We start from the raw sequence: 22,945 nt of genomic DNA, 5'->3' as shown, positions 1-22,945 counted from the left end.
CGCGACGGACCCGGGGGAACCTGCGGTCGCCGCCTCTTTCCGGAACGAAGGCCAAGGCTGTCCGCCGCGCGCCCGATGACGCGAAGAGCACCGATCGCGATGGACCTCGTGCGCCGGTCCGCACGACGTGCCGTCCGGCAGCAAACCGTCCGGTCCAGAACTGCGTCGTCCAGAAAATCCCCACCGCATCGTGTTTTTGCGCAATCCCCCCACATCCGGCATGCTGCCGCCATCTGTTTTGCCAGACCGCCCATGATCGAATTCGGACACGGAACCCACGTCGGCCTGCGCCGCGCGCGCAACGAGGACACCTATTACGCGGATCCGGCGCTCGGGCTGTTCCTGGTCGCCGACGGCATGGGCGGCCACCAGCATGGCGAGGTCGCCTCGGCGCTGGCGCGCGACACCCTGGTGGACCTGCTGGCGCGCGGCCACAGCCTGATCGACGCGGTGCGGCGCGCGGACGAGCGGTTGATCGCGCAGTCGCGCGAGGGCATCAACGAACTGCCGATGGGCACGACGATCGCCGCGCTGCACCTGGACGGCGACGGCTACGAGATCGCCTGGGTCGGCGACAGCCGGGTCTACCTCTGGAAGAACGGCCTGCGCCAGGTCAGCCACGACCATTCGCTGGTGCAGGAACTGGTGGCCGCGGGGCAGCTCGACCCTGCCCTTGCCGCCCAGCATCCCCAGCGCAACGTGCTGACCCAGGCCCTGGGCATCACCGCGCCCCAGCAACTGCACATCGGCATGTCGCGGGGCCGGCTGGAGCCGGGCATGGCCTTCCTGCTGTGCAGCGACGGGCTCACCGAATCACTCGGCGACGACGCGCTCGCCCGCATCGTCTCCCGCACCGAACTGGCCGCACAGGAATGCGTGGACCACCTGCTGCTCGCGGCGCTCGACGGCTGCGCCGACGACAACGTCACCGCCGTGCTGGCGAGGGTCAGCTAGGCGACCGTCCCGGCCTCTACCGGCTCCCGCCGCCACAGGCTGCCACCGGCCGCCGACTTGTCCAGGGCATCCAGGCGGCTTTCGTGCGCGGCCAGTTCCTGCGCATCGGCCAGCCGCACCCGCGGCCGGCGCGTCAGCACGATGGGACCGATGGCGGCCTTGCTGTCCTGCTCGGCGGCGGCGTCGAAGCCCAGGTCGAGCGCGACCTGGCCGGACGTCATCGCGAGATAGACGTCGGCCAGCAACTGCGCGTCGATCAGGCCGCCGTGCAGGTCGCGGTGGGAATTGTCCACGCCCAGGCGCTTGCACAGCGCGTCCAGGCTGTTGCGCTGCCCGGGGTAGCGCTCGCGCGCCATCGCCAGGGTGTCGAGCACGCTGCAGCGGTCGCCGATGCGTCCCAGGTGCGCGCCGGCCCTGGCCAGTTCCGCGTCGAGGAAGCCGATGTCGAAGCTCGCGTTGTGGATGATCAGCTCGGCGCCGTCGATGAAGGCGAGGAACTCCTCGACCACGTCGGCGAACAACGGCTTGTCGAGCAGGAACTCGTCCTCGATGCCGGTTACCTGGCGGGCGCCCTCGTCGATCGCGCGCTGCGGGTTGAGGTAGGTCTGGTAGTTGCGCCCGCTCGGGCGCCGCTCGATCATCTCGACGCAGGCGATTTCGATCAGGCGATGGCCCTGGCGGACCTCCAGGCCGGTGGTTTCCGTGTCCAGTACGATCTGTCTCATACGCTGCCCCTGAATTGCTCGGCCTGCTCGCGGGCCGCCTGGTCGACGCGCTCGTTCTCGGCGTGCCCATTGTGGCCGCGCACCCACTGCCAGCGCACCTGGTGCCGTCCGGCCGCGGCGGCGAGCCGCTGCCACAGGTCCTGGTTCTTCACCGGCTTCTTGTCGGCGGTGCGCCAGCCATTGGCGCGCCACTTCGGCACCCATTCCTCGATGCCCTGCATCACATAGCGGGAATCGGTGGTCAGCAGCACCTTGCAGGGGCGCGTCAGCGCCTCCAGCGCGCCGATCGCCGCCATCAGCTCCATCCGGTTGTTGGTGCTGGCCGGCTCGCCGCCGGCCAGCATCCGTTCGGTGCCCCTGGCACGCAGCAGGGCGGCCCAGCCGCCCGGCCCCGGGTTGCCAAGGCAGGCGCCGTCGGTAAACGCTTCAACTTCGGTCATGCTCACTCGCAAAGGTATTCGTCGGGAATCTCAGGCGGCCGAACTGCGGCGCGCACCGGGCGCCAGGCCGGCGCCGACGGGATGGCTTATCGCCTTGGGTCGCAGCCGCACCGGCAGTTGCGCACGGCGGTGCTTGCGGGCGATCAGCAGGTAGCCGCCGCCGAGCGGGCCGGCATGGGAACGGCCGCCATCGCCCGAGCCGGCCGGCAGGGCGCTGCCGACGCGCCGCACACGCTCGACCGTCAGATCGGCATCGTGCAGCCAGCGCACCAGCCCCATCGGCGCGCTCAACGACAGGCCGCTACGGCGGGTGCGCCACAGCCACCACGGCGTCCAGGCGCTGAACGGGTGCACGCCGGTCAGCGCGAGAAGGCCACCGGGCGCCAGCACCCTCGCCGCCTCGTGCAGCAGCACTCTGGCCGACGGCGCCGTCTCGACGGCGTGCCGCAGCAGGACGAGGCCGAACGTATCGTCCGCGAACGGCAGCGGCTCGCCGGCGTCGCCGCGCAGGTCGCCCTCGTAGCCGGCGCGGGTCAGCCGCAGCCTCACCCAGCCACCCAGCATCGGCAATGCCGGCGGGTAGTCGTGCCGGGCCGCGGAAACCTGCAAGGCGTGGCTGCCGGTGCAGCGCTGCAGATCCGGCGCGAGCGCGGCCGTCTCCTCGGCCAGCAGGCCGCGGACCGGCAAGCTGGCGTAGATGTCGTGGTCGCGCTGTGCCATGCGTCGATCGACTCGCTCGCGTCGGTGCAAAGTCGAAGTGTAACGGCTGGCGGGCATGGGTCGCACCGGCGGCATGAACTGCCGCACGCGGCTGAACGCAGGTCGCTGCATTAACGAGCCGCTAACGAGCCAGGGGAACGCCCCACCTATAGTCGGTGGTTTCGCGCATGCCGGATGCCTGCGCCTGTCGATACGAAACCGCTGCGGAGCCTTCATTGCACGTCGTACCGTTACCGGCGCTGGCCGACAACTACATCTGGCTGCTGCACGACGATGCCGGCCATGCCGTCGCCGTCGATCCCGGCGACGCCGTGCCGGTCGAGGCGGCGCTCGTCGAACGTCGCCTCGAGCTGAAGGCGATCCTGCTCACCCATCACCATCCCGACCACATCGCCGGCGCGGATGCCCTGCGGGCGAACCACCGCGTGCCCGTGTACGCGCCGCACGACGAGCGCATCGCCATCGCCACGCGCCGGGTCGCCGATGGCGAGGCGATCGTGCTGGAGGCGCCGCGCGCGCGGTTCGAAACCATCGCCGTACCCGGCCATACCCTCAGCCACGTGGCCTACGCCGGCGAGGGCCTGCTGCTGTGCGGCGATACCTTGTTCAGCCTAGGCTGCGGCCGCCTGTTCGAAGGCACGCCGGCACAAATGCTGGCGTCGCTGGACCGCCTTGCGGGCCTGCCCGGCGACGTCCAGGTCTGTTGCGGCCACGAATACACCGCCGCGAACGGGCGTTTCGCGCAGACCGTCGACCCCGACAACCCGTCGCTCGCGGCACGCCTGCAGCAGGTGGCGGCGCTGCGTGCGGCAGGCCAGCCAAGCGTGCCGGTGCCCTTGCACAGCGAACTGGCATGCAACCCCTTCCTGCGCATCGACAGCGACGCCCTGGCCGACTGGGGGCATCGCCGCCATGTCGCCGACCGCGTGGCCCGCTTCGCCGCCCTGCGCGCCGCCAAGGACGACTTCCGCGGATGACGACGACACGCCTGCTCCGCCCGCTCCCGCTGATGCTGTCGGCCCTGCTGGCCGCCTGCGCGACGGCACCTGCTCCCACCGCCCGCCCGCCGAAGATCGCCGCCCCGCTTCCCGCCGTGACGGATATCCAGCCGTCCGTGGCCGCGGCGGCGACGCCAAGCCAGGGCGACGTCTGGGCGCGCCTGCGCAGCAGCTTCGCCATGAGCGACTGCGAGGCGGACCCGGCCATCCTGGCATGGGCCCGTCGCTACACGCAGAGCCCCAGGAGCTTCGAAGCGCGGATGAGCGATGCGCTGCCGCGCATCGTCTATGTTGAGCAGAGCGCGGCCAAACACGGAGTCGCCGGCGAATTCGCCCTGCTGCCCTGGGTGGAGAGCCAGTTCCAGCCCGTCGCCGGACGCAAGAACCGGCCGGCCGGCATGTGGCAGATCATGCCGGTTACCGCCCGGTCGATGGGACTGCCGGTCAACGCCCGCTACGACGGCAGGCTGCACCTGCCGACCGCCACCGAAGCGGTGATGACCACGCTGCGCCGCTACTACGACCAGTTTCGGGACTGGCGCCTGGCCGACTACGCCTACAACGCCGGCGAGTTTTCCGTGAGCAAGCTGGTGCGGCGCCACGGCGCGCCGCAGCACGAGCCGGTCATTCCGCACCTTCCGGTGCGCCGGGTCACCCGCGAGCACCTGACCAAGCTGCTGGCGATCGCCTGCGTCGTGCGCGAACCGGCGCGCTTCCATGTGAACCTGCCGCAGCTCGCCGCCGGCCAGGAACTGGTCCACGTCGACCTGGAGCACTCGATGCCCATAGCGCGCGCGGCGGCGCATGCGGGCATGTCGGAGGACGCGCTCAGGGACATCAACGCGGCCTTCCGCGGCGACACCATCGATACGCGCGACACCTCCCGGCTGCTGCTGCCGCTGGACCATGCCGAACAGTTCCGCAATGCGCAACTGCGCCAGTTCGCCGACGACAAGGACAGCCGCACCGCCAGCGTGACCGCCACGCCTGGCCTGCCGCCCCTGGCGTCGGACGAGATCGCGGCCGGCCAGGCCAGCGTCGAGAACATCCCCGCGCTCGCCAACGGCAAGCCGAAGGCACGCAAGCCACGCACGCATACGGTGAAACCGGGCGAGAGTCTGTGGCAGATCGCCCGCCGCTACGACGTCGGCGTCGCCAGGCTGCAGCAGTGGAACCGCCTGCACGACGGCAAGATCAAGCCGGGCCAGGTGCTCAGGATCAACGCTCCCCACTAAGAAGCTGGCCGCGAGCCGCAGGACCACGGGGCTACGGCGATCCTGGCGAGCCTCGAGCCATGGATGCGGGGCCCCGCTTGCGCAGATGCCGGGCACTCGGGAAAAGAAGGCATCGGCCGCATCCGGCGATACCCGCAGCGACAGCCCTCGAGGAACACGACCGCTCCCGCACCGGATTCGTACAGTAGGCATGGGCATGCCCGCATAAAAAAAGGGCGGCCACAGGCCGCCCTTTTCGAGAGACGAAGCCGGGAACCCTACATCCGGTCCGCAGCCACCTTGATCTCGACGTGCTTCTTCATCTCGTCGATGAAGCCGGTGGTAGCCACGTTGCCGTAGGCCTTGAGCATGCTCTGGCGCAGCGCGCTGCGCTGTTCCGGCGTGACCTTGGAAAGGTCGGCGTCCTGCACCTTGTCCACCGCCAGCAGCGCGTAGGAAGCGTTCGGCAGCGCGACGTCGCCGAACTGCGGCTTGCCGTCCTGCGGATGCGGCATCAGGAAGGCGGCATCGCGCACCTGCTCGGGCACCGAGGCTTCGACGCGCACGGCTTCGCGTGCCGTCTGTACGCTGCTGCCGGCCGAGGCGGCGACCGCCGCCATGTCCTCGCCCTTGCGCAGGCGCTGCAGCAGTGCGTCGGCCTGCTTCTTCGCGGCCGCCGCCATCCGGTCGTCCAGGATCTTCTGGCGCACCAGGTCGCGCACCTCGGCGAGCGGGCGTGCCGCGGCCGGCAGGTGCTTGTCGACATGGATGACCACGGCATGGTCCGGCCCCAGCTCGATCAGGCCGGAGTTGTTGCCCTGCACCAGCACGTCGTCGGAGAACGCCGCCGCGAGCAGCTTCTCGTTCGCGGCGATGCCGCTGCCGCCCTTGCGCGCGAACAGGCCGGTTTCCTTGATCGGCAGGCCCAGCTCCTGCGCGGCCGGCTCCAGCGAAGCCGGGTTCTGGTAGGTCTTGTCGGACAGCTTGCCGGCCACTTCGTTGTACTTGCGGTCGCGCTCGCTCGCCAGCACTTCCTGCTCGAGCTGCCCGCGCACCTCGTCGAACGGCTTGGCCTGGCCGCTGCGCACGTCGCGCAGCCAGAGCACGTGGTAGCCCTCGTCGGAAAGCACCGGCTTGGACACCTGCCCCTTCTGCATGGCGAACAGCGCATCGTCGAAGGCCGCGTTGGTGACGCCCTTCTCCAGCCAGCCCAGATCGCCGCCTTGGCGCTTGGAGCCCAGGTCGTCCGAATCCTGCTGGGCCAACTTGGCGAAGTTCTCCGGATTGGCTTCGCCCGCGATCTTCTCGGCCTTGGCCAGCGCGGCCTTCTGCTGGTCCGGGCTGGCGTTCTTCGGCACGTTGACCAGGATGTGCGAGACCAGCCGCTGCTCCGGTTGCACGAAACGCTGCTTCTCGTCCTCGTAGCGCTTCTTCAGCTCCGCCTCGTCCGGCTTGCCGTCCAGCTTGAGGTCGGCCCCGTTCACTTCGAGGTACTTCACCGAGACCTGCTCGGGGTTCATGTAGTCGGCCTGGTGCGCCTTGTAGTACGACTCGATCTCGGTGTCGGCCACCTGGCTGTCGGTCAGCTTCGGCTGCGCGAGGGTGAAATAGCGCAGGTCGCGGCGCTGCAGGCGCAGGTTGAGGAAGCGGTCGATCTCCGCATCGGTCACGATCGTGCTTGCGTCGATCGCGTCGGGCAGCAACTGGGTGGACAGTGAGGAACGCACGTCGTTCTCGAACGCGGCCGGCGTGCGCCCCGCGCCCGCGAGCGCGGCGCGATAGGTTCCCGGATCGAACTGGCCGTTCACCTGGAACCCGGGAATCGACGCGATGGTGTCGCGCACCGCCTGGTCGGACACCTTCAGGCCGAGATCCTCGTTGGCCTGCTGCAGCAGTTGCTGGTCGATCATCGCGTCCAGCACGCGCCGCTTCATCTGCGGCTGCTCGTACACGCTCGCGTCGAACTGGTCGCCCAGTTGCTGGCTGGCCTGCTGGCGCAACTGGTTCAGCCGGTCCTGGAACTGCTGCTGGCTGATCTCGTGCTTGCCGACTTTCGCGACGAAGGTTTCGGTCTGCGACGTGAAGTAGCCTTCGATGCCGAAAAACGACATGGCGAACACGGCCACGCCCAGCACGATGATCGCCGGCCAGCCATGGATCTTGTTCCTCAGATTCTGCAGCATGAAACCCTTCCCGCAATCGTCGGTGACGCACCAGAAGTGCAAAGCATAAATGACAAGGGCGCCACGCGGGCGCCCTTGCTGACTAATGGCGGAGTGGACGGGACTCGAACCCGCGACCTCCGGCGTGACAGGCCAGCATTCTAACCGACTGAACTACCACTCCGCGTTTTTCTGGTGGGTGCTGTAGGGATCGAACCTACGACCCTCGCCTTGTAAGGGCGACGCTCTACCGCTGAGCTAAGCACCCGAAACCAAGCGGATAGCCGCTTAGTTTAGGGCATCCTTGAGCGTCTTGCCAGCCTTGAAGGCGGGGACCTTCGAGGCCTTGATCTTGATCGTTTCGTTGGTGCGCGGATTGCGGCCGGTGCGTGCAGCGCGCTTGCGCACGGTGAACGTACCAAAGCCGACCACCGACACATCGTCACCCTTCTTCAGGGCCTTCTGCACGGTCTCGAAGAACGCTTCGAGAGCACGACCGGCGTCGGCCTTGGTGAGTTCGGCCTTCTCGGCGATGGCATTGATCAGATCGGTTTTATTCATTGAGACACTCCCTTAAACGGTTCTTGCAGCACGCGTGGTCAGTCCGGGACGAAACGACGCCGCCACTGAATGTTGGCTCCTTGGACGGGGCCGCCTCGCAACCCGCATCGCTGCGCAAAACATCATCGCGCCGAGATTGCGGTAGCGCCTTTATACCAGCGCCTCACCGGGCTCCGCAATACAAGCAGTACCAAGGCTTTCAGCGATCCGGCGGGTTAAAAATCGCTTGCAAAGTCACCTCGCCGGAGATATGCGCGGACGTTCAGGTGCGATCGCGAAAGAAAGCCTGCCCGACACATGTCGGGCAGGCTTTCGGCTGGCGTCCTCAGTGGGCGCGCGTGCGTGCCTCGGAGGCCTCCTCCACGGCCGGCTCGACCTGGCCGACCTCGCCGCCGTCGGTCCCCGCCTGGAGCGGCTGCAGCGGGCGCTCCAGGGCGATGTCGAGCACTTCGTCGATCCAGCGCACCGGATGGATCTCCAGCGAGCCGGTGATGTTGGCCGGAATGTCCGCCAGATCCTTCTTGTTCTCCTCCGGGATGATCACCGTGGTGATGCCGCCGCGGTGGGCCGCCAGCAGTTTCTCCTTGAGCCCGCCGATCGGCAGCACGCGGCCGCGCAGGGTGATCTCGCCGGTCATCGCCACTTCGGAGCGCACCGGAATCTTGGTGAGCGCCGACACCAGCGCGGTGCACATCGCGATGCCCGCGCTGGGGCCGTCCTTGGGCGTGGCGCCCTCGGGCACGTGGACGTGCACGTCGAATTTCTGGTGGAACTCCGGATCGATGCCGAGCCGGTCGGCACGGGCGCGCACCACCGACATCGCTGCCTGGATCGATTCCTTCATCACGTCGCCGAGCTGGCCGGTATGCACCAGCCGGCCCTTGCCCGGAACGATCGACGACTCGATGCTGAGCAGGTCGCCGCCGACGGAGGTCCAGGCCAGGCCGGTGACCAGGCCCACCTCGTTCTGCAGTTCCTTGCGGCCGAAATCGAAGCGGCGCACGCCCAGGTAATGCTCGATGTTCGCCGAGTCCACGCGTACCGCCGCCGGCGCCTTCCTGGCCTTCGGCTTGGCCGTCTTTACGGCCGTGGACGGAGCCTTCGCCTTGACCTTGCCGATCGCGCCCAGCGCCAGTTCCTTCACCACCTTGCGGCAGATCTTGGAGATCTCGCGCTCCAGGTTGCGCACGCCCGACTCGCGCGTGTAGTAGCGCACGATGTCGCGCACCGCCTCGCCGTCGACGCTCAGCTCGTCCGCGGTCAGGCCGTTCGCCTTGAGCTGCTTGGGCAACAGGTATCTCTGCGCGATCGCCAGCTTCTCGTCCTCGGTGTAGCCGGGGATGCGGATCACCTCCATGCGGTCCAGGAGCGGGCCGGGGATGTTCAGCGAGTTGGCCGTCGCGATCCACATCACCTCGGACAGGTCCAGGTCCACTTCGAGGTAGTGGTCGTTGAACGCGTGGTTCTGTTCCGGATCGAGCACTTCCAGCAGCGCCGACGAGGGATCGCCGCGGAAATCCATCGACATCTTGTCGATCTCGTCCAGCACGAACAACGGGTTCTTCGTGCCGACCTTGTTGAGGTTCTGCACGATGCGCCCGGGCATCGAGCCGATGTAGGTGCGCCGATGGCCGCGGATCTCCGCCTCGTCGCGCACGCCGCCGAGGCTCATGCGGACGAACTTGCGGTTGGTCGCCTTGGCGATCGACTGCCCCAGCGAGGTCTTGCCCACGCCCGGCGGACCCACCAGGCACAGGATCGGGCCCTTCATGGTGTTCACGCGCTGCTGCACGGCGAGGTACTCGAGGATGCGGTCCTTCACCTTCTCCAGGCCGAAGTGGTCCGCGTCGAGCACCTCCTGCGCGAGCTGCAGGTCCTTGCGCACCTTGCTGCGCTTCTTCCACGGTACGCCGATCAGCCAGTCGAGGTAGTTGCGCACCACGGTGGCCTCGGCCGACATCGGCGACATCTGCTTGAGCTTGCCGAACTCCTGGCGCGCCTTGGCCAGCACCGGCTTGGGCATGCCGGCCGCGTCGATCTTGCGCTGCAGTTCCTCGATCTCGTTGGGGCCATCCTCGCTCTCGCCGAGCTCCTTCTGGATGGCCTTCATCTGTTCGTTGAGGTAGTACTCGCGCTGGCTCTTCTCCATCTGCGACTTCACGCGGCCGCGGATGCGCTTCTCGACCTGCTGCAGGTCCATTTCGCCGTCCACCAGGCCGATCAGCAGTTCCAGCCGCTGGCCGACGTCGGCCGTCTCCAGCACCTTCTGCTTGTCGGCCATGCGCACCGAGAGGTGCGCGGCGATGGAATCGGCCAGCCGCGAGGGATCGTCGATGCCGGACAAGGTCGCCAGCACTTCCGGCGGCAGCTTGCGGCTCTGCTTGACCAGTTGCTCGAACAGCGAGACCAGGGTGCGCGACACCACGTCCAGCTCGCGCTCCTTCGCGTTGTAGACCGGCTCGATGACGCGCGAACTCGCCGCCAGCATGCCGTCGTCCTCGTGGTAGTCCTCGATCGACACGCGCGCCTGTCCCTCGACCAGCACCTTGACGGTGCCGTCGGGGAGCTTGAGCAGTTGCAGCACGCCGGCCAGGGTGCCCACCTTGTGCAGGTCGCCGACTTCCGGATCGTCGATGTCCGGGCTCTTCTGCGCCACCAGCAGGATCTGCCGCTCGCCTTCCATCGCGCGCTCGAGGGCGCGCATGGATTTGTCGCGGCCGACGAACAGCGGGATGACCATGTGTGGGTAGACGACCACGTCGCGCAGCGGCAGCACCGGCAGTGAAGCGAGCGTGGTGCCCGTGGCAGCCGGAGATGAAGCGCTCTTTGCCATCGAAATCGTTCCTCGGGGGTATTCAGTTACGCCCCCGACACTGCGCCGGAGGCATCTGCACGTCAAGTGGAGGCGCAGGCCGTTTCATGCAAGTGCGCGCAGGCCCTTGAAAGCAAAACGGCTCCGGCGGAAACCGGAGCCGTTCATTCGCCCGCGGGCGCCGCGCCGTCAGGCCGCGTCGCCGCCCTCGCCCGCCGCGCGCTGCTGCTGCAGGTTGCCGCGGTAGATCAGGTAGGGCTCGGCCTGGCCTTCGATCACGGCGTCGTCGACCACCACCTTGCTGACGTGCTCCAGCGAGGGCAGCTCGTACATGGTGTCGAGCAGTACCTGCTCCAGAATGGTGCGCAGGCCGCGCGCGCCGGTCTTGCGCTTGAGCGCCTTCTTGGCGATCGCCTGCAGCGCCTCGGGACGGAACTCCAGCTCCACGCCTTCCATCTCGAACAGCTTCCGGAACTGCTTGGTGACGGCGTTCTTCGGCTCGGTGAGGATCTTCACCAGCGCCGCCTCGTCCAGTTCGTCCAGCGTCGCCACCACCGGCAGGCGGCCGACGAACTCCGGGATCAGGCCGAAGCGCACCAGGTCGGCCGGCTCCACCTCGGCCAGCACCTTGCCCAGGTTCTCGGTGCGCTCCTTGGAGCGCACCTCGGCCGAGAAGCCGATGCCGGTCGTCTCGGAACGCTGCTGGATCACCTTCTCGAGGCCGGCGAACGCGCCGCCGCAGATGAACAGGATGTTCTTGGTGTCGACCTGCAGGAATTCCTGCTGCGGATGCTTGCGCCCGCCCTGCGGCGGCACCGAGGCCAGCGTGCCCTCGATCAGCTTCAGCAGCGCCTGCTGCACGCCCTCGCCCGACACGTCGCGGGTGATCGACGGGTTCTCGCTCTTGCGCGAGATCTTGTCGATCTCGTCGATGTAGACGATGCCCGACTGCGCCTTGTCGACGTCGTAGTCGCACTTCTGCAGCAGCTTCTGGATGATGTTCTCGACATCCTCGCCCACGTAGCCCGCCTCGGTCAGCGTGGTGGCGTCTGCGATCGTGAACGGCACGTTGAGCAGGCGCGCCAGCGTCTCGGCCAGCAGCGTCTTGCCCGAGCCGGTCGGGCCGATCAGCAGGATGTTGGACTTGCCCAGCTCGACCTCGTCGCTCTTCTGGCGCGACTCCATCCGCTTGTAGTGGTTGTACACCGCCACCGCGAGCGCCTTCTTGGCGCGGGTCTGGCCGACCACGTACTGGTCGAGCGTCTCCATGATCTCGCGCGGCTTGGGCAACTGGCTGCGCCCGGAGGCGGCCTTCTCCTCCAGCTCTTCGCGGATGATGTCGTTGCAAAGCTCCACGCACTCGTCGCAGATGAACACGGACGGGCCCGCGATCAGCTTGCGTACTTCATGTTGGCTCTTGCCGCAGAAGGAGCAGTAGAGAATCTTGCCGCTGTCGTTGGAACGGCCCTGCCGCTCGTCGCTCATGCTGTAACCCTGCTGTAAATCGATTGCGTCGCGAGAATAGCACAGCGCTCCGCGTCTGCTGCCAGACGCGGAGCCTGCCATCCAAATGCCTGAAACAGCGCCGGATTCAGGCCGATTTGACCGTTTCGCCGGCGCGCCGATCGAGTACCGAATCGATCAATCCGTACTCCTTCGCCTCGGTCGCGTTCATGAAGCGGTCGCGCTCCATGTCGCGCTCGATCTTCTCCAGCGGCTGGCCGGTATGGTCGACGTAGAGCTGGTTCAGGCGCTTGCGGATGTAGAGGATCTCGCGCGCCTGGATCTCGATGTCGGTGGCCTGGCCCTGCGCACCGCCGGACGGCTGGTGGATCATGATGCGCGAGTTGGGCAGCGAGAAGCGCTTGCCCTTGGCGCCGGCCATCAGCAGCAGCGAACCGGCGCTGCACGCCTGGCCGATGCACATGGTGCTGACGTCGGGCTTGATGAACTGCATGGTGTCGTAGATCGCCAGCCCGGCGGTCACCGCGCCGCCCGGGCTGTTGATGTACAGATGGATGTCCTTGTCCGGGTTCTCCGACTCCAGGAAAAGCATCTGCGCGATCAGCACGTTGGCGACCTGGTCGTTGACCTCGCCGACCAGGAAGATCACGCGCTCCTTCAGCAGCCGCGAGTAGATGTCGTAGGAACGCTCGCCGCGAGCGGTCTGCTCGACGACGATGGGCACCAGGTTGAGGTTCTGGATCGGGTCCATGGCCATGCTTGCGGCTCTCCGGAGTAATGGGCCTGAAAGTTAGGGCTCAGGCGCTGGCCGGGCGCATCACCTCGTCGAAGCCCAGGTTCTGCACGGTGGTCTTGGCGTGCTCCGCCACCCACTCGGCCACCTGGTCTTCCATCACGCGGTTCTGCAGCCCGGACATCAGTTGGGGGTCACCGTTGTAGAGTTCAATGACCTTCTCCGGCTCCTCGTAGGTCGAGGCGATCGCGGCCAGTTGCTCGGCCACGCGCTTGCGGTCGATCTTCAGCTCCTGCTTGCGGGCGATCTCGCCCATCAGCAGGCCGGCGATGACGCGCTTGCGCGCGACCGGCACGGCCGCCTCGACCAGCTGCGGCGGCGGCTGCTGGCCGCGCGGCACGCTGCCCGCGGCGAGGTTGCGGGCCTCGGACTGCACCATCAGGTTCGGCACGTCCAGCTCGGCGTGGGCGTCGGCGATCTTCTCGGCCACCTCGGACTTCAGCCGCGCCATCAGGGTCGCCTTCAGCTCGCGCTCCAGGTTGGCGCGCACCTCCTTGCGGAAATGCTCCAGGTCGCCATCGGCGATGCCGAACAGCTTGGCGAACTCGGCATCGACCTCGGGCAGCTTCGGCTCCTGCACCTTGACGATCTTGAAGCTGACCTTGGCGGTCTTGCCGGCCAGTTGCTCGTTGCGGAAATCCTCGGGGAACGCGATATCGGCCTCGAATTCGTCGCCGGCCTTGCGACTGGTCAGCGCCTCGTCCAGCGCCTTGAACAGGGTGCCCGCACCCAGCACGCTGCCGGCACGCTCCAGGCCCTCGGCCGGGAAGCGGTAGTCGCCGGCGACGGCGGCGTATTCGAACATCACGAAGTCGCCCTCGGCCGAGGCGCGCTCGACTTCGTCGAAGCTGCGGCGCTGCTGGCGCAGGGTCTCGATCATCTTCTCGATGTCGGCGTCGGTCACCTCGGCCGTCGGCCGGGCGATCTCCAGCGCCGCCACGTCGACTTCCGGGAACTCCGGCATCACCTCGAAGGTGGCGGTGTAGGCGATCTCGCCGTTCTCCGGCTGGCCCGTGGTGTCGATGGCAGGATTGGCGATCGGGCGGAGGTTTTCCTTCTCCACCGCTTCGCGCAGCGTGCTGCCGATCAGGTCGGACAGCACTTCGCCACGCACCTGCGCGCCGAAGCGCTGCTGGATCACCGTGGCGGGCACCTTGCCGGGGCGGAAACCCTTCAGGCGCACGGTACGTCCCATCTCGGCGATGCGTTCGCTCACCTGCGACTCGAACCGCTCCGCCGGAAATTTCACCGTGAGCTTGCGCTCAAGCTTGCCGACGTTCTCAACCGAAAACTGCATGACGTCTCCTGGATCACTCAGTAGTGGACCGCCCGCACCCGGCCGGCCGCATATAAAAACCCAAGGGCTGGTGCGAAAGGAGGGACTCGAACCCTCACGGGGTTAACCGCCAGAACCTAAATCTGGTGCGTCTACCAATTCCGCCACTCTCGCATCGAACGACACAAGTACGGCACAAGCGATGGATTTCCAACGAATTTCACTGGGGCTGCCACCTCGCCGCCGCCGCGCTGGAATCCAGTCCGCCGAACCGCTCTTAAGTCGATGATTCCCTTACACCAAAGCAGGCCATTCTAAGGTTGCGCGACTGGTCAGCACAAGCGCGCCGCATCGCACGGCGGGCATCCGGCCCGGCCCGCCCGGAAAGCGGCGCGCCGCGCTCCCCAGGGCGCTGCAAGCGGTACGGCAGGCACGGGAAGGCCGGTTCGCGATGGCGCAAGCCATTGCCCGTTCGACGGGCTTGGCGCCGGACCGGCTGGAGTGTCCCGAAGGGTATCCCTGGTCGTGCGGAAAGCCCGATTGCCGCCACGGCCGTCGCGCGACCCCATGTGGGAACCCACGGCCAAAAAAAACAGGCGCCCAGGTTTCCCTGGGCGCCTGTCGGATTGGTGGGCCGTGTAGGATTCGAACCTACGACCAATTGATTAAGAGTCAACTGCTCTACCAACTGAGCTAACGGCCCTGAAACTAAAATTTGGGGTGAGCGATGGGACTCGAACCCACGACATCCGGAATCACAATCCGGGACTCTAACCAACTGAGCTACGCCCACCGTAAAACTTTTTTGAACTGGCGCGCCCGACAGGAATCGAACCTGCAACCGTCGGCTTAGAAGGCCGATGCTCTATCCGGTTGAGCTACAGGCGCGTGAGTCGAGCATAACGCCTGATGGTCGGGGCAGAGGGATTCGAACCCCCGACTTTTGCGTCCCAAACGCAACGCTCTACCAGACTGAGCTATACCCCGGTTCCGAACCTTCGATCGCCTTGGCGCACCGAAGCCAGAAAATGCTACGGGTGACGCTTCGCCCAGTCAATCCATTCAAAAAGCACTTCGGACGATCCTTGTCCGAGCCATCGACAACTTTCTGCCGACGGGCCGGATCGCAATGCGACATCGCGATCCGACAGAATTGGCGCGCCCGGAGAGATTCGAACTCCCGACCACCTAGTTCGTAGCCAGGTACTCTATCCAACTGAGCTACGGGCGCAGGGTAAAACAGTGAAGCTACATCTCCTGCTTCGCATCGCGAACCCAGCGGATTGGGAAGGCGCCGAAGCAAGAAGCGGAATTATTCAGATTTGAGCCGCAGGCGTCAACACCTTTTCGACATTTTTTTTCACGAGCCGGCATCCGCATCCAGACGACCCGCACCCCGCCTCGCATCCATGCCGGCGTTTGGCCGTCCAAACGCAGTGCCGTCCATCCCATCCGAGAGCGAACGGCGGCCGTGACCGCCCTCGCCGTCCGGTCAGCCGTCGATCGAGCGGTTCTGCGTGGCCGGATCGCCCACCTTCGCCGAACCGGCATCGCCGCGCGGCGGCGGCGGGGGCGGCGCGGAACCCGACGAGGCGGTCTTCGACCAGTCGGCCGGCGGGCCGGGCGTGCGGCCAGCCATGATGTCGTCGATCTGGTGCGCGTCGATCGTCTCGTACTGCAGCAGCGCATCGGCCATCACGTGCAGCTTGTCGATGTTGTCGGTGAGCAGTTGCTTGGTGCGCGCATAGGCCTGGTCGAGGATCGAGCGCACCTCCTCGTCGATCTTGCGCGCGGTCTCGTTGGAGACGTTCTTGTGCTGGGTTACCGAGCGGCCGAGGAACACCTCGTCCTCGTCCTCGCCGTAGGTCATCGGGCCGAGCTTGTCGGACAGGCCCCACTTGGTGGCCATGTTGCGCGCCATCTTGGTGGCGCGCTCGATGTCGTTGGAGGCGCCGGTGGTGACCTTGTCCTCGCCGAAGATCAGCGCCTCAGCCACGCGGCCGCCGTACAGCGAGCACAACTGCGACTGGATCGCGACGCGGTTGACGCTGTACTTGTCGCTCTCGGGCAGGTACATGGTGACGCCGAGCGCGCGCCCGCGCGGGATGATCGTGACCTTGTAGACCGGGTCGTGCTCGGGCACCAGCCGGCCCACGATGGCATGGCCGGCCTCGTGGTAGGCGGTGAGCTTCTTCTCGTCCTCGCTCATCGCCATCGAGCGGCGCTCGGAGCCCATCAGGATCTTGTCGCGCGCCTTGTCCAGGTGGCTCATGCGCACCTCGCGCGCGTTCTCGCGCGCGGCGAACAGGGCCGCCTCGTTGACCAGGTTGGCCAGGTCGGCGCCGGAGAAGCCCGGCGTGCCGCGGGCGATCACCATCGGCACCACGTCGCTGGCGGTGGGCACCTTGCGCAGGTGCACCTTGAGGATCTGCTCGCGCCCCTTCACGTCGGGCAGCCCCACCACCACCTGGCGGTCGAAGCGGCCCGGGCGCAGCAGCGCCGGATCGAGCACGTCGGGGCGGTTGGTCGCGGCGATCACGATGATGCCCTCGGTGCCCTCGAAGCCGTCCATCTCGACCAGCAACTGGTTCAGCGTCTGCTCGCGCTCGTCGTGGCCGCCACCCAGGCCGGCACCGCGATGGCGGCCGACCGCGTCGATCTCGTCGATGAAGATGATGCACGGCGCATGCTTCTTGGCCTGCTCGAACATGTCGCGCACGCGGCTGGCGCCCACGCCCACGAACATCTCCACGAAATCCGAGCCGGAGATCGAGAAGAACGGCACCTTGGCCTCGCCGGCGATCGCCTTGGCCAGCAGGGTCTTGCCGGTGCCGGGCGGGCCGACCATCAGCACGCCGCGCGGAATCTTGCCGCCCAGCTTCTGGAACTTGCCCGGGTCGCGCAGGAACTCGACCAGCTCGCCGACCTCCTCCTTGGCCTCGTCGCAGCCGGCGACGTCGCTGAAATTGACCTTGACCTGGTCCTCGCCCTGCAGCTTCGCGCGCGAACGGCCGAAGCTCATCGCGCCGCGCCCGCCGGCGCCGGCCTGCATCTGCCGCATGAACCAGATGAACACGCCCACGATCAGGATGATCGGCAGCCAGTTGACCAGCAGGCCGATCAGCGAGAATCCGTTGTTGGACGGCTCCTGCGTCACCACCACGCCCTTGGCCTGCATCTGCGCGACCACGCCGTTGGTGGAGAAGCCCAGCACCGGCGCCACCGTGCGGAACGCGCTGCCGTCCTTCAGCTTGCCGCTGATCGTGGCCGGGTTGTCGGCGCTGATCGTGGCGTTGGCGACGTTGCCGTTGTCCACGCTCTGCACGAAGCTGCTGTAGGGCAGGTCCGAGGACGATCCACCGTGCGGATTGAAGCTCTGGAACACGGTCAGCAGGACCACCGCGATGATCAGCCAGAGCAACAGGTTTTTCGCCATTTCGTTCATGCGCGGTTCTCGTCCTTTCGCACGCCGCCGGCCTTGCGGCCGGTGGCAAGTGCATACACCTCCCGCGAACGCGCGCGCGAGGCCTTGGGTTTACGCATGGTTACGCGCGTGAAGTCCGCGCGCAAGCTGCGCAGGTAATCGTCGAAGCCGGCCCCCTGGAACAGCTTGATCAGGAACGCCCCGCCCGGCTTGAGCCAGTGCCGGCTGAAGTCCAGCGCCAGCTCGGCCAGGTCCATCGCCCGGATCTGGTCGGCCAGCGCCACACCACTCATATTGGGGGCCATGTCGGACAGCACAAGATCGACCTGATGGCCCTCGAGCCTGCTCTCCAGCTCGCGCAGCACGCTTTCTTCACGAAAATCGCCCTGCAGGAAATCCACCCCGCCGATCCCCTTCATCGGCAGGATGTCCAGCGCGACCACCGTGCCGGTATCGCCCAGCCGCTGGCGCACCAGTTGCGACCAGCCGCCGGGCGCCGCGCCCAGGTCGACCACGCGCATGCCCGGCTTCAGCAGCCGGTCGCGCTCGATCAGCTCCTCGAGCTTGAACACGGCGCGCGAGCGCAGGCCCTCGGCCTGCGCCTTCTTCACGTAGACATCGTCGAAATGCTCCCGCAGCCAGCGGGAACTGCTTTTGCTGCGAGACATCCGGCAACGGCCACAGATAGGGGGAAGAAGGACTGCATGATACCCTTTGCCGTCCATCGACCGCGAATCCCGGACTGAACGCATGCCTATCTCCCCCTCGCAGCGCCGCTACCTGCGCAGCCTCGCCCACGACCTGAACCCGGTCATCCTGCTGGGTGCCAAGGGCGCGACCGAGGCGGTGGCGAAGGAACTAGACCTGGCGCTGTCGCACCACGAACTGGTCAAGGTGAAGCTGTCCGGCGGCGACAAGGAGGAGCGCGCGGCGCAGATCGACTTCCTGGTCGCCGGCACCGGCGCCGAAAGCGTGCAGCAGATCGGGCGCACCGTGGTGCTGTTCCGCCGCAACGAGGACGAGCCCAAGCTCGCCCTGCCCCGCTGATGGACCTTTCGCTCGACCGCCCCGGCGAGTACCTGTTCGTGCGCCGCGTGGACGAGCGCGCGATCACCGTGGTCGACCGCGAACTCACCCGCAGCTTTCTGCTGGCGCCGGACCGCCTCGTCGAGGACTGGCCGGTCGGCGACGCCGGCATGCTGGACGCCGGCCACGTGGAGGCCATCCTGGCCCTGCAGCCGGAACTGGTCCTGCTCGGCACCGGCCCGCGCCAGGTATTCCCCGCCGCGGCCTTCATGGCCGGTTTCCTGCGCAAGGGCATCGGCGTCGAGGCGATGAACAACGCCGCGGCGGCCCGCACCTACGACCTGCTCGCCAGCGAGGGGCGGCGCGTCGCCGTCGCCTTCATCCTCCCCGCCGCCTGAGCGGCGTGGACCCAGCGCGTCTCAGCGCGGCGGCAGGTAGCCCAGCGGATCGACCGGATTGCCGTCGCGGCGGATCTGGAACTGCAGCTCGTCGCGCGATGCGCCGGTGGAGCCCAGCTCGGCGATCTGCTGGCCGGCGCTGACCCGCTGACCTTCCTTCACCAGGCGCTTGCGATTGTGCCCATAGGCGGACAGGAAGCTGTCGTTGTGCTTGATGATGATCAGCTCGCCGTAGCCCACGAGCCCGTTGCCGCTGTAGACCACCACGCCGTCGCCCGCGGCGAGCACCGGATCGCCTGACTTGCCGGCCAGCTCGATGCCGGGAATGGCATCGCCGCTGCGGAAACCCTTGATCAGCTTGCCCTGGACCGGCCAGCGCCATACCACGCCCCCCGCTGAGCGGGTCGCCCCGGCGGGCGCGGCCGGAACGGGCGCCGGTGCTGGCGCCGGGACGGCCGGCTTGGGCGTGGGCAACCCGGCGACCGGCACCACGGTGGTGGTGCTACCGGGAGCCGGTACGGCAGGAGCGGGAGCGCCGGCGGCGGGTGGCTTCGCGGAAAGCGGGGCCGCCGGAGCGGGCACGGAGGCGGTGGCGGACGACGGAGCAACCGGCTCGAAGACCGGAGCGGCAGGCGCCGGCGGCGCGCTGGCGGAAGGATGCGCGGGCGACGGTACCGGGGCGGCATGGGCGGAGGCCACCTTCGCCGGGGGCGAAAGCCGCAGGACCTGGCCGGGCCAGATCGTGTACGGCACGGCGATCCCGTTCCAGCCGGCCAGGTCGCGGAAATCCACGCCGTTGCGGAAGGCGATCGAATACAAGGTGTCGCCGTGCGCCACCTTGTAGCTGCCGCCGGGGACGCGCGTATGCGCCGGCGCCGGCGCGGCCGTGTTGGTGCCGACGGGCCGCACGCCCGGGGCCGGTTCGACCACCACCGAGCTGCGCGTGATGGCGCAACCGGCCAGCACCAGCATCGCACCGCTTGCCGCAAACCAACGCAGAGATCCATTCATGGCATCGAGCATACCGAGACGGCGCGGCATTTTCATATGGCGGACTCCGGTCCTGCGGGCATGCCGGCGTTCAACGCAGCCAGACCCACCACACCAGCAGCGCGGCCAGCGCGACCAGCGCGACCCAGCCGATCCACTCGATGTGCTTGTGCATGATCCGCTCGGCGCGTTCGCCGAACAGCCGGATCAACAGGGCCAGCAGCCAGACGCGCTTGCCGCGCCCGACCGTCATGCAGGCCAGGAACGGGACGATCGGCACGCCGACGATGCCGGCCGCCCAGGTCACGAACTTCATCGGCACCACCGGCTGCAGCGCGGCCAGGGTCAGTGCCACCAGCATGCCCAACCAGTGCTGGTTCATGTCCGTGCGCAGGTTTTCCACGCCGGTGTTGATCGTCGCCAGCAGGTGGTCGCTCAGCAGCGGGCTGATCGCCTGGAACGCCCAATGCCCCAGCGCGTAGCCGACCAGCGAGCCGAGCAGCGAGAACAGCAGGCTCAGGTTGGCGTAGCGGAACGCCTTGTGCCGCTTGCCCAGCATCATCGGCGCCAGCATCACCTCCGGCATGATCGGGAAGATGAAGGCCTCGACGAAGCTGAGCCCGCACAGGTAGTAGACCGCCCTCGGGTCGCGCGCCCACGACAATGCGCGCGCATAGAGCTTGCCGAACAGGCGCATCTAGCGACTTCCTTGTGGAAACGGGCGCATCAACCGATGCCGCCAAGCAAGGGGACGAAACTGACCGCGCCCAGTTCCTCCTGGATGAAGTCGCCCTTCCCGTCGCCGCGGATGCGCAGCAGGGTCTGGCTGCTTGGCGAACCGACCGGCGCGACCAGCACGCCGTCCGGCGCCAGCTGGGCGAGGATCTGGCTGGGAATCGCGTCGCCGGCCGCGGTCAGGATGATCGCGTCGAACGGCGCCTCGTCCGGCCAGCCGAGCTTGCCGTCGTCGTGCCGCGAGCGGATGTTGGACAGGCCGAGCTGGCGGAAGCGCCGGCGCGCCTGGCGCAACAACTCTTCGATGCGCTCGACGGTGAACAGTTGCGGCACCAGCGCCGCCAGCACCACGGCCTGGTAGCCCGAGCCGGTGCCGATCTCCAGCACCTTCTGCGGCATGCCCTGCCTGGCATCGAAGGGTTCGAGCAGAGCCTCGGTCATCCGCGCCACCACCCACGGCTGCGAGATGGTCTGGCCGTGGCCGATCGGCAGCGCGGTGTTCTCGTAGGCGCGCGAGTGCAGCGCCTGGTCGATGAAATGGTGGCGCGGCACGTTGCGGATCACCTCGATCACGCGCGGATCGCGGATGCCGCTTTCCTTCAGGCTGTTGGCGAGCCGGTCGCGCGCGCGCTGCGAGGTCATGCCCTCGCCCCTGAACGCCGACGCCGGCAGCGGGTGGATGTTCATCGCTCAGGCCGCCTCGTCGTTCATCGTGGCGGTCATCGCCTGCACCCAGCCGCTGACCTTGTCCAGCGCCTGATAGCGGGTGAGGTCGACGTGGATCGGCGTCACCGACACGTAGCCGCGCTGCACCGCGTGGAAATCGGTGCCGGGGCCGGCGTCCTCGACGCTGCCCGCCGGTCCGATCCACCAGATCGGCCGGCCGCGCGGGTCGGTCTGCGCGATGCAGGGCGCGGCGCGATGGCGCTTGCCCAGCCGGGTCACCTCGAAGCCGTGGATCTCGCTCCAAGGCCGGTCGGGCACGTTGACGTTGAGGATGGTGTCGGCCGGCAGCGGATCGACCAGCAGCCGCTGCATCAGCAGCAGCACCGCCTGCGCCGCCGAGGCGTAGTGCTCGCCCTTGTGGTCGTGGCTGACCAGCGACACGGCGATCGCCGGCAGGCCGAGGAAGCGCCCTTCCATCGCGGCCGAGACCGTGCCCGAGTAGATCACGTCGTCGCCGAGGTTGGCCGAGTTGTTGATGCCCGACACCACGATGTCCGGCTCGCTGTCGAGCAGGCCGGACAAGGCCAGGTGCACGCAATCGGTCGGCGTGCCGGCCACGCGGTAGAAGCCGTTGTCCATCCTCAGCGCGCGGATCGGCGCGTCCAGGGTGAGCGAATTGCTCGCGCCGGAGCGGTCGCGGTCGGGCGCCACCACCGTCACTTCGCCGACCGCGCCCAGACGCTCGGCGAGTACGTGGATGCCGTACGCATCCACGCCATCGTCATTGCTTACCAGAACTCGCATGATGATCCGTTCAGAGCTGTTGCATGGCGCGCCGGCGCACAGCGCCGTACCGTGCGCGCCCAGGCCACGGAGTCTACCGGAGCGGGGCCCCGGTTTCACATGATGGCGGCCGCGACCCGGGCTCTTGCTAGCATGTCCGCATGAAGCGCCGTACGCCCGCCCGTGTCGACGACGACGATGCCCGCCTGTTCCGCGAGGCGGTCGGCCCCGTGCGCGAGCTGGCGCCCGTCGCGCCCGCGCCGGAAACGCCCCGGCCCGAGCCGCGCGCGCGCATGCTGGAAGCCGACGAGGCCGCCGTGCCGGGCGAGCTGCTGGACATGGCCTTCGATCCGGCCCTGATGGAGATCGGCGAGGAACTGGGCTACCTGCGCGACGGCTATCCGCCGAAACTGCTCAAGGCGCTCAAGCGCGGCCAGTTCAGCGTGCAGGACGAGATCGACCTGCACCAGATGAACGCCGCCGCGGCCCAGGCCACCATCGCCGACTTCCTCGCCGAGGCCCGCCACAACGGCCTGCGCTGCGTGCGCATCGTGCACGGCAAGGGCCTGCGCTCCAAGGCCGCCGGGCCGGTGCTGAAGATGCTCACCGACCGCCTGCTGCGCCGGCGCGACGACGTGGTCGCGTTCGCCTCGGCAAGGCCGATGCAGGGGGGGACGGGGGCTGTGATCGTGTTGCTCAAGGGGCAGTGAAGAAGAGGAGTGAGAAACGAGGAGTGAGAGAGAGCCGGAAAGTCGCTGCTTGCACGCTTTCTCTCACTTCTCACTCCTCTCCTCTCGCTCCTAA

Annotated in this window: 21 protein-coding genes and 8 tRNA genes; 6 read left to right on the top strand and 23 right to left on the bottom strand. The window is 67.7% G+C overall.

What is annotated here, in order from left to right; all coding sequences use genetic code 11:
* The first annotated feature begins 252 nt into the window (after positions 1 to 252).
* Complete coding sequence (locus ASG87_RS04305) at positions 253 to 954, top strand: protein phosphatase 2C domain-containing protein (RefSeq protein WP_056001344.1); 702 nt, start codon at positions 253 to 255, stop codon at positions 952 to 954.
* Here the strand turns inward: ASG87_RS04305 and dnaQ are convergent.
* Genes dnaQ through ASG87_RS04290 form a run of 3 tightly spaced genes read right to left on the bottom strand, consistent with a single transcriptional unit; the run spans position 951 to position 2,839 of the window.
* Positions 951 to 1,679: a DNA polymerase III subunit epsilon gene (gene dnaQ / locus ASG87_RS04300; RefSeq protein ID WP_056001341.1), complete on the bottom strand. Its 729-nt coding sequence runs from the start codon at positions 1,677 to 1,679 to the stop codon at positions 951 to 953. The genes ASG87_RS04305 and dnaQ overlap by 4 nt on opposite strands.
* Positions 1,676 to 2,119: a ribonuclease HI gene (gene rnhA, locus ASG87_RS04295; RefSeq protein ID WP_056001338.1), complete on the bottom strand. Its 444-nt coding sequence runs from the start codon at positions 2,117 to 2,119 to the stop codon at positions 1,676 to 1,678. Before rnhA ends, dnaQ begins: the two co-directional genes overlap by 4 nt.
* Before the next feature lie 30 nt (positions 2,120 to 2,149).
* Positions 2,150 to 2,839 (bottom strand): methyltransferase domain-containing protein, encoded by a 690-nt coding sequence (locus ASG87_RS04290; RefSeq protein WP_082582742.1) that lies wholly within the window; start codon positions 2,837 to 2,839, stop codon positions 2,150 to 2,152.
* A gap of 215 nt (positions 2,840 to 3,054) precedes the next feature.
* Between ASG87_RS04290 and gloB the strand changes: the two genes are divergently transcribed.
* Positions 3,055 to 3,816 carry a hydroxyacylglutathione hydrolase gene (gene gloB, locus ASG87_RS04285; RefSeq protein WP_056001335.1) on the top strand — a complete coding sequence of 254 codons (762 nt, stop codon included), beginning with the start codon at positions 3,055 to 3,057 and terminating at the stop codon, positions 3,814 to 3,816.
* Positions 3,813 to 5,072 carry a transglycosylase SLT domain-containing protein gene (locus ASG87_RS04280; protein ID WP_235499561.1) on the top strand — a complete coding sequence of 420 codons (1,260 nt, stop codon included), beginning with the start codon at positions 3,813 to 3,815 and terminating at the stop codon, positions 5,070 to 5,072. Before gloB ends, ASG87_RS04280 begins: the two co-directional genes overlap by 4 nt.
* 257 nt (positions 5,073 to 5,329) lie before the next feature.
* On the opposite strand, the gene ASG87_RS04275 is transcribed toward ASG87_RS04280, so the two are convergent.
* The 16 genes from ASG87_RS04275 to rlmE all read right to left on the bottom strand — a co-directional run bounded on the left by ASG87_RS04275 (position 5,330) and on the right by rlmE (position 18,211).
* Positions 5,330 to 7,234, bottom strand: coding sequence for a SurA N-terminal domain-containing protein (locus tag ASG87_RS04275; protein ID WP_056001333.1), 1,905 nt, complete (start codon positions 7,232 to 7,234; stop codon positions 5,330 to 5,332).
* Between the two features lie 86 nt (positions 7,235 to 7,320).
* Positions 7,321 to 7,397, bottom strand: a tRNA-Asp gene (locus ASG87_RS04270).
* A 9-nt stretch (positions 7,398 to 7,406) separates the two neighbouring features.
* A tRNA-Val gene (locus tag ASG87_RS04265) sits at positions 7,407 to 7,481 on the bottom strand.
* A 20-nt stretch (positions 7,482 to 7,501) separates the two neighbouring features.
* Complete coding sequence (locus tag ASG87_RS04260) at positions 7,502 to 7,774, bottom strand: HU family DNA-binding protein (RefSeq protein WP_019465590.1); 273 nt, start codon at positions 7,772 to 7,774, stop codon at positions 7,502 to 7,504.
* Positions 7,775 to 8,099: 325 nt separating this feature from the next.
* Complete coding sequence (gene lon, locus ASG87_RS04255) at positions 8,100 to 10,607, bottom strand: endopeptidase La (protein WP_056001331.1); 2,508 nt, start codon at positions 10,605 to 10,607, stop codon at positions 8,100 to 8,102.
* Positions 10,608 to 10,775: 168 nt separating this feature from the next.
* The gene (gene clpX, locus ASG87_RS04250) at positions 10,776 to 12,071 is read right to left on the bottom strand and encodes an ATP-dependent Clp protease ATP-binding subunit ClpX (protein WP_056001328.1); all 1,296 of its coding nucleotides are present in this window, start codon (positions 12,069 to 12,071) and stop codon (positions 10,776 to 10,778) included.
* A gap of 106 nt (positions 12,072 to 12,177) precedes the next feature.
* Positions 12,178 to 12,807, bottom strand: a complete 630-nt coding sequence (gene clpP, locus ASG87_RS04245) for an ATP-dependent Clp endopeptidase proteolytic subunit ClpP (protein ID WP_056001326.1) — start codon at positions 12,805 to 12,807, stop codon at positions 12,178 to 12,180.
* Between the two features lie 40 nt (positions 12,808 to 12,847).
* Complete coding sequence (gene tig, locus ASG87_RS04240; protein WP_056001323.1) at positions 12,848 to 14,140, bottom strand: trigger factor; 1,293 nt, start codon at positions 14,138 to 14,140, stop codon at positions 12,848 to 12,850.
* Between the two features lie 68 nt (positions 14,141 to 14,208).
* Positions 14,209 to 14,293 (bottom strand) — tRNA-Leu (locus ASG87_RS04235).
* A gap of 453 nt (positions 14,294 to 14,746) precedes the next feature.
* Positions 14,747 to 14,822: transfer RNA gene (locus tag ASG87_RS04230), tRNA-Lys, on the bottom strand.
* A 13-nt stretch (positions 14,823 to 14,835) separates the two neighbouring features.
* Positions 14,836 to 14,912 (bottom strand) — tRNA-His (locus ASG87_RS04225).
* A gap of 18 nt (positions 14,913 to 14,930) precedes the next feature.
* A tRNA-Arg gene (locus ASG87_RS04220) sits at positions 14,931 to 15,007 on the bottom strand.
* 22 nt (positions 15,008 to 15,029) lie between these two features.
* Positions 15,030 to 15,106 (bottom strand) — tRNA-Pro (locus ASG87_RS04215).
* 167 nt (positions 15,107 to 15,273) lie between these two features.
* Positions 15,274 to 15,350, bottom strand: a tRNA-Arg gene (locus ASG87_RS04210).
* 261 nt (positions 15,351 to 15,611) lie between these two features.
* Positions 15,612 to 17,564 (bottom strand): ATP-dependent zinc metalloprotease FtsH, encoded by a 1,953-nt coding sequence (gene ftsH / locus ASG87_RS04205; RefSeq protein ID WP_200948984.1) that lies wholly within the window; start codon positions 17,562 to 17,564, stop codon positions 15,612 to 15,614.
* The gene (gene rlmE / locus ASG87_RS04200; RefSeq protein WP_056001320.1) at positions 17,561 to 18,211 is read right to left on the bottom strand and encodes a 23S rRNA (uridine(2552)-2'-O)-methyltransferase RlmE; all 651 of its coding nucleotides are present in this window, start codon (positions 18,209 to 18,211) and stop codon (positions 17,561 to 17,563) included. The genes ftsH and rlmE overlap by 4 nt, the downstream gene beginning before the upstream one ends.
* Positions 18,212 to 18,293: 82 nt before the next feature.
* On the opposite strand from rlmE, the gene yhbY reads away from it, so the two are divergent.
* Together yhbY and ASG87_RS04190 are read left to right on the top strand one after the other, a co-directional pair.
* Entirely contained in the window at positions 18,294 to 18,590 is a 297-nt protein-coding gene (gene yhbY / locus ASG87_RS04195; RefSeq protein WP_056001318.1) for a ribosome assembly RNA-binding protein YhbY, read from the top strand.
* Positions 18,590 to 18,967, top strand: coding sequence for an Mth938-like domain-containing protein (locus tag ASG87_RS04190; RefSeq protein WP_056001315.1), 378 nt, complete (start codon positions 18,590 to 18,592; stop codon positions 18,965 to 18,967). Before yhbY ends, ASG87_RS04190 begins: the two co-directional genes overlap by 1 nt.
* A gap of 21 nt (positions 18,968 to 18,988) precedes the next feature.
* Here ASG87_RS04190 and ASG87_RS04185 read toward each other — a convergent pair whose 3' ends face one another.
* The 4 genes from ASG87_RS04185 to surE all read right to left on the bottom strand — a co-directional run bounded on the left by ASG87_RS04185 (position 18,989) and on the right by surE (position 22,162).
* Positions 18,989 to 19,978: a peptidoglycan DD-metalloendopeptidase family protein gene (locus ASG87_RS04185; protein ID WP_235499560.1), complete on the bottom strand. Its 990-nt coding sequence runs from the start codon at positions 19,976 to 19,978 to the stop codon at positions 18,989 to 18,991.
* Between the two features lie 70 nt (positions 19,979 to 20,048).
* Complete coding sequence (locus ASG87_RS04180) at positions 20,049 to 20,654, bottom strand: VTT domain-containing protein (RefSeq protein ID WP_056001309.1); 606 nt, start codon at positions 20,652 to 20,654, stop codon at positions 20,049 to 20,051.
* A gap of 29 nt (positions 20,655 to 20,683) precedes the next feature.
* A complete protein-coding gene (locus ASG87_RS04175) occupies positions 20,684 to 21,379 on the bottom strand; it encodes a protein-L-isoaspartate(D-aspartate) O-methyltransferase (RefSeq protein ID WP_056001306.1) in 696 nt (231 codons plus the stop codon).
* Between the two features lie 3 nt (positions 21,380 to 21,382).
* Positions 21,383 to 22,162: a 5'/3'-nucleotidase SurE gene (surE, locus tag ASG87_RS04170; protein ID WP_056001303.1), complete on the bottom strand. Its 780-nt coding sequence runs from the start codon at positions 22,160 to 22,162 to the stop codon at positions 21,383 to 21,385.
* A 140-nt stretch (positions 22,163 to 22,302) separates the two neighbouring features.
* On the opposite strand from surE, the gene ASG87_RS04165 reads away from it, so the two are divergent.
* Complete coding sequence (locus ASG87_RS04165; RefSeq protein WP_056001299.1) at positions 22,303 to 22,851, top strand: Smr/MutS family protein; 549 nt, start codon at positions 22,303 to 22,305, stop codon at positions 22,849 to 22,851.
* Positions 22,852 to 22,945 lie beyond the last annotated feature (94 nt).

It is taken from the genome of Frateuria sp. Soil773, assembly GCF_001428405.1.
GTDB lineage: Bacteria > Pseudomonadota > Gammaproteobacteria > Xanthomonadales > Rhodanobacteraceae > LMSL01.
Note: the sequence above shows the minus strand (reverse complement) of the source record. Positions and strands in the feature narration are given on the sequence as shown.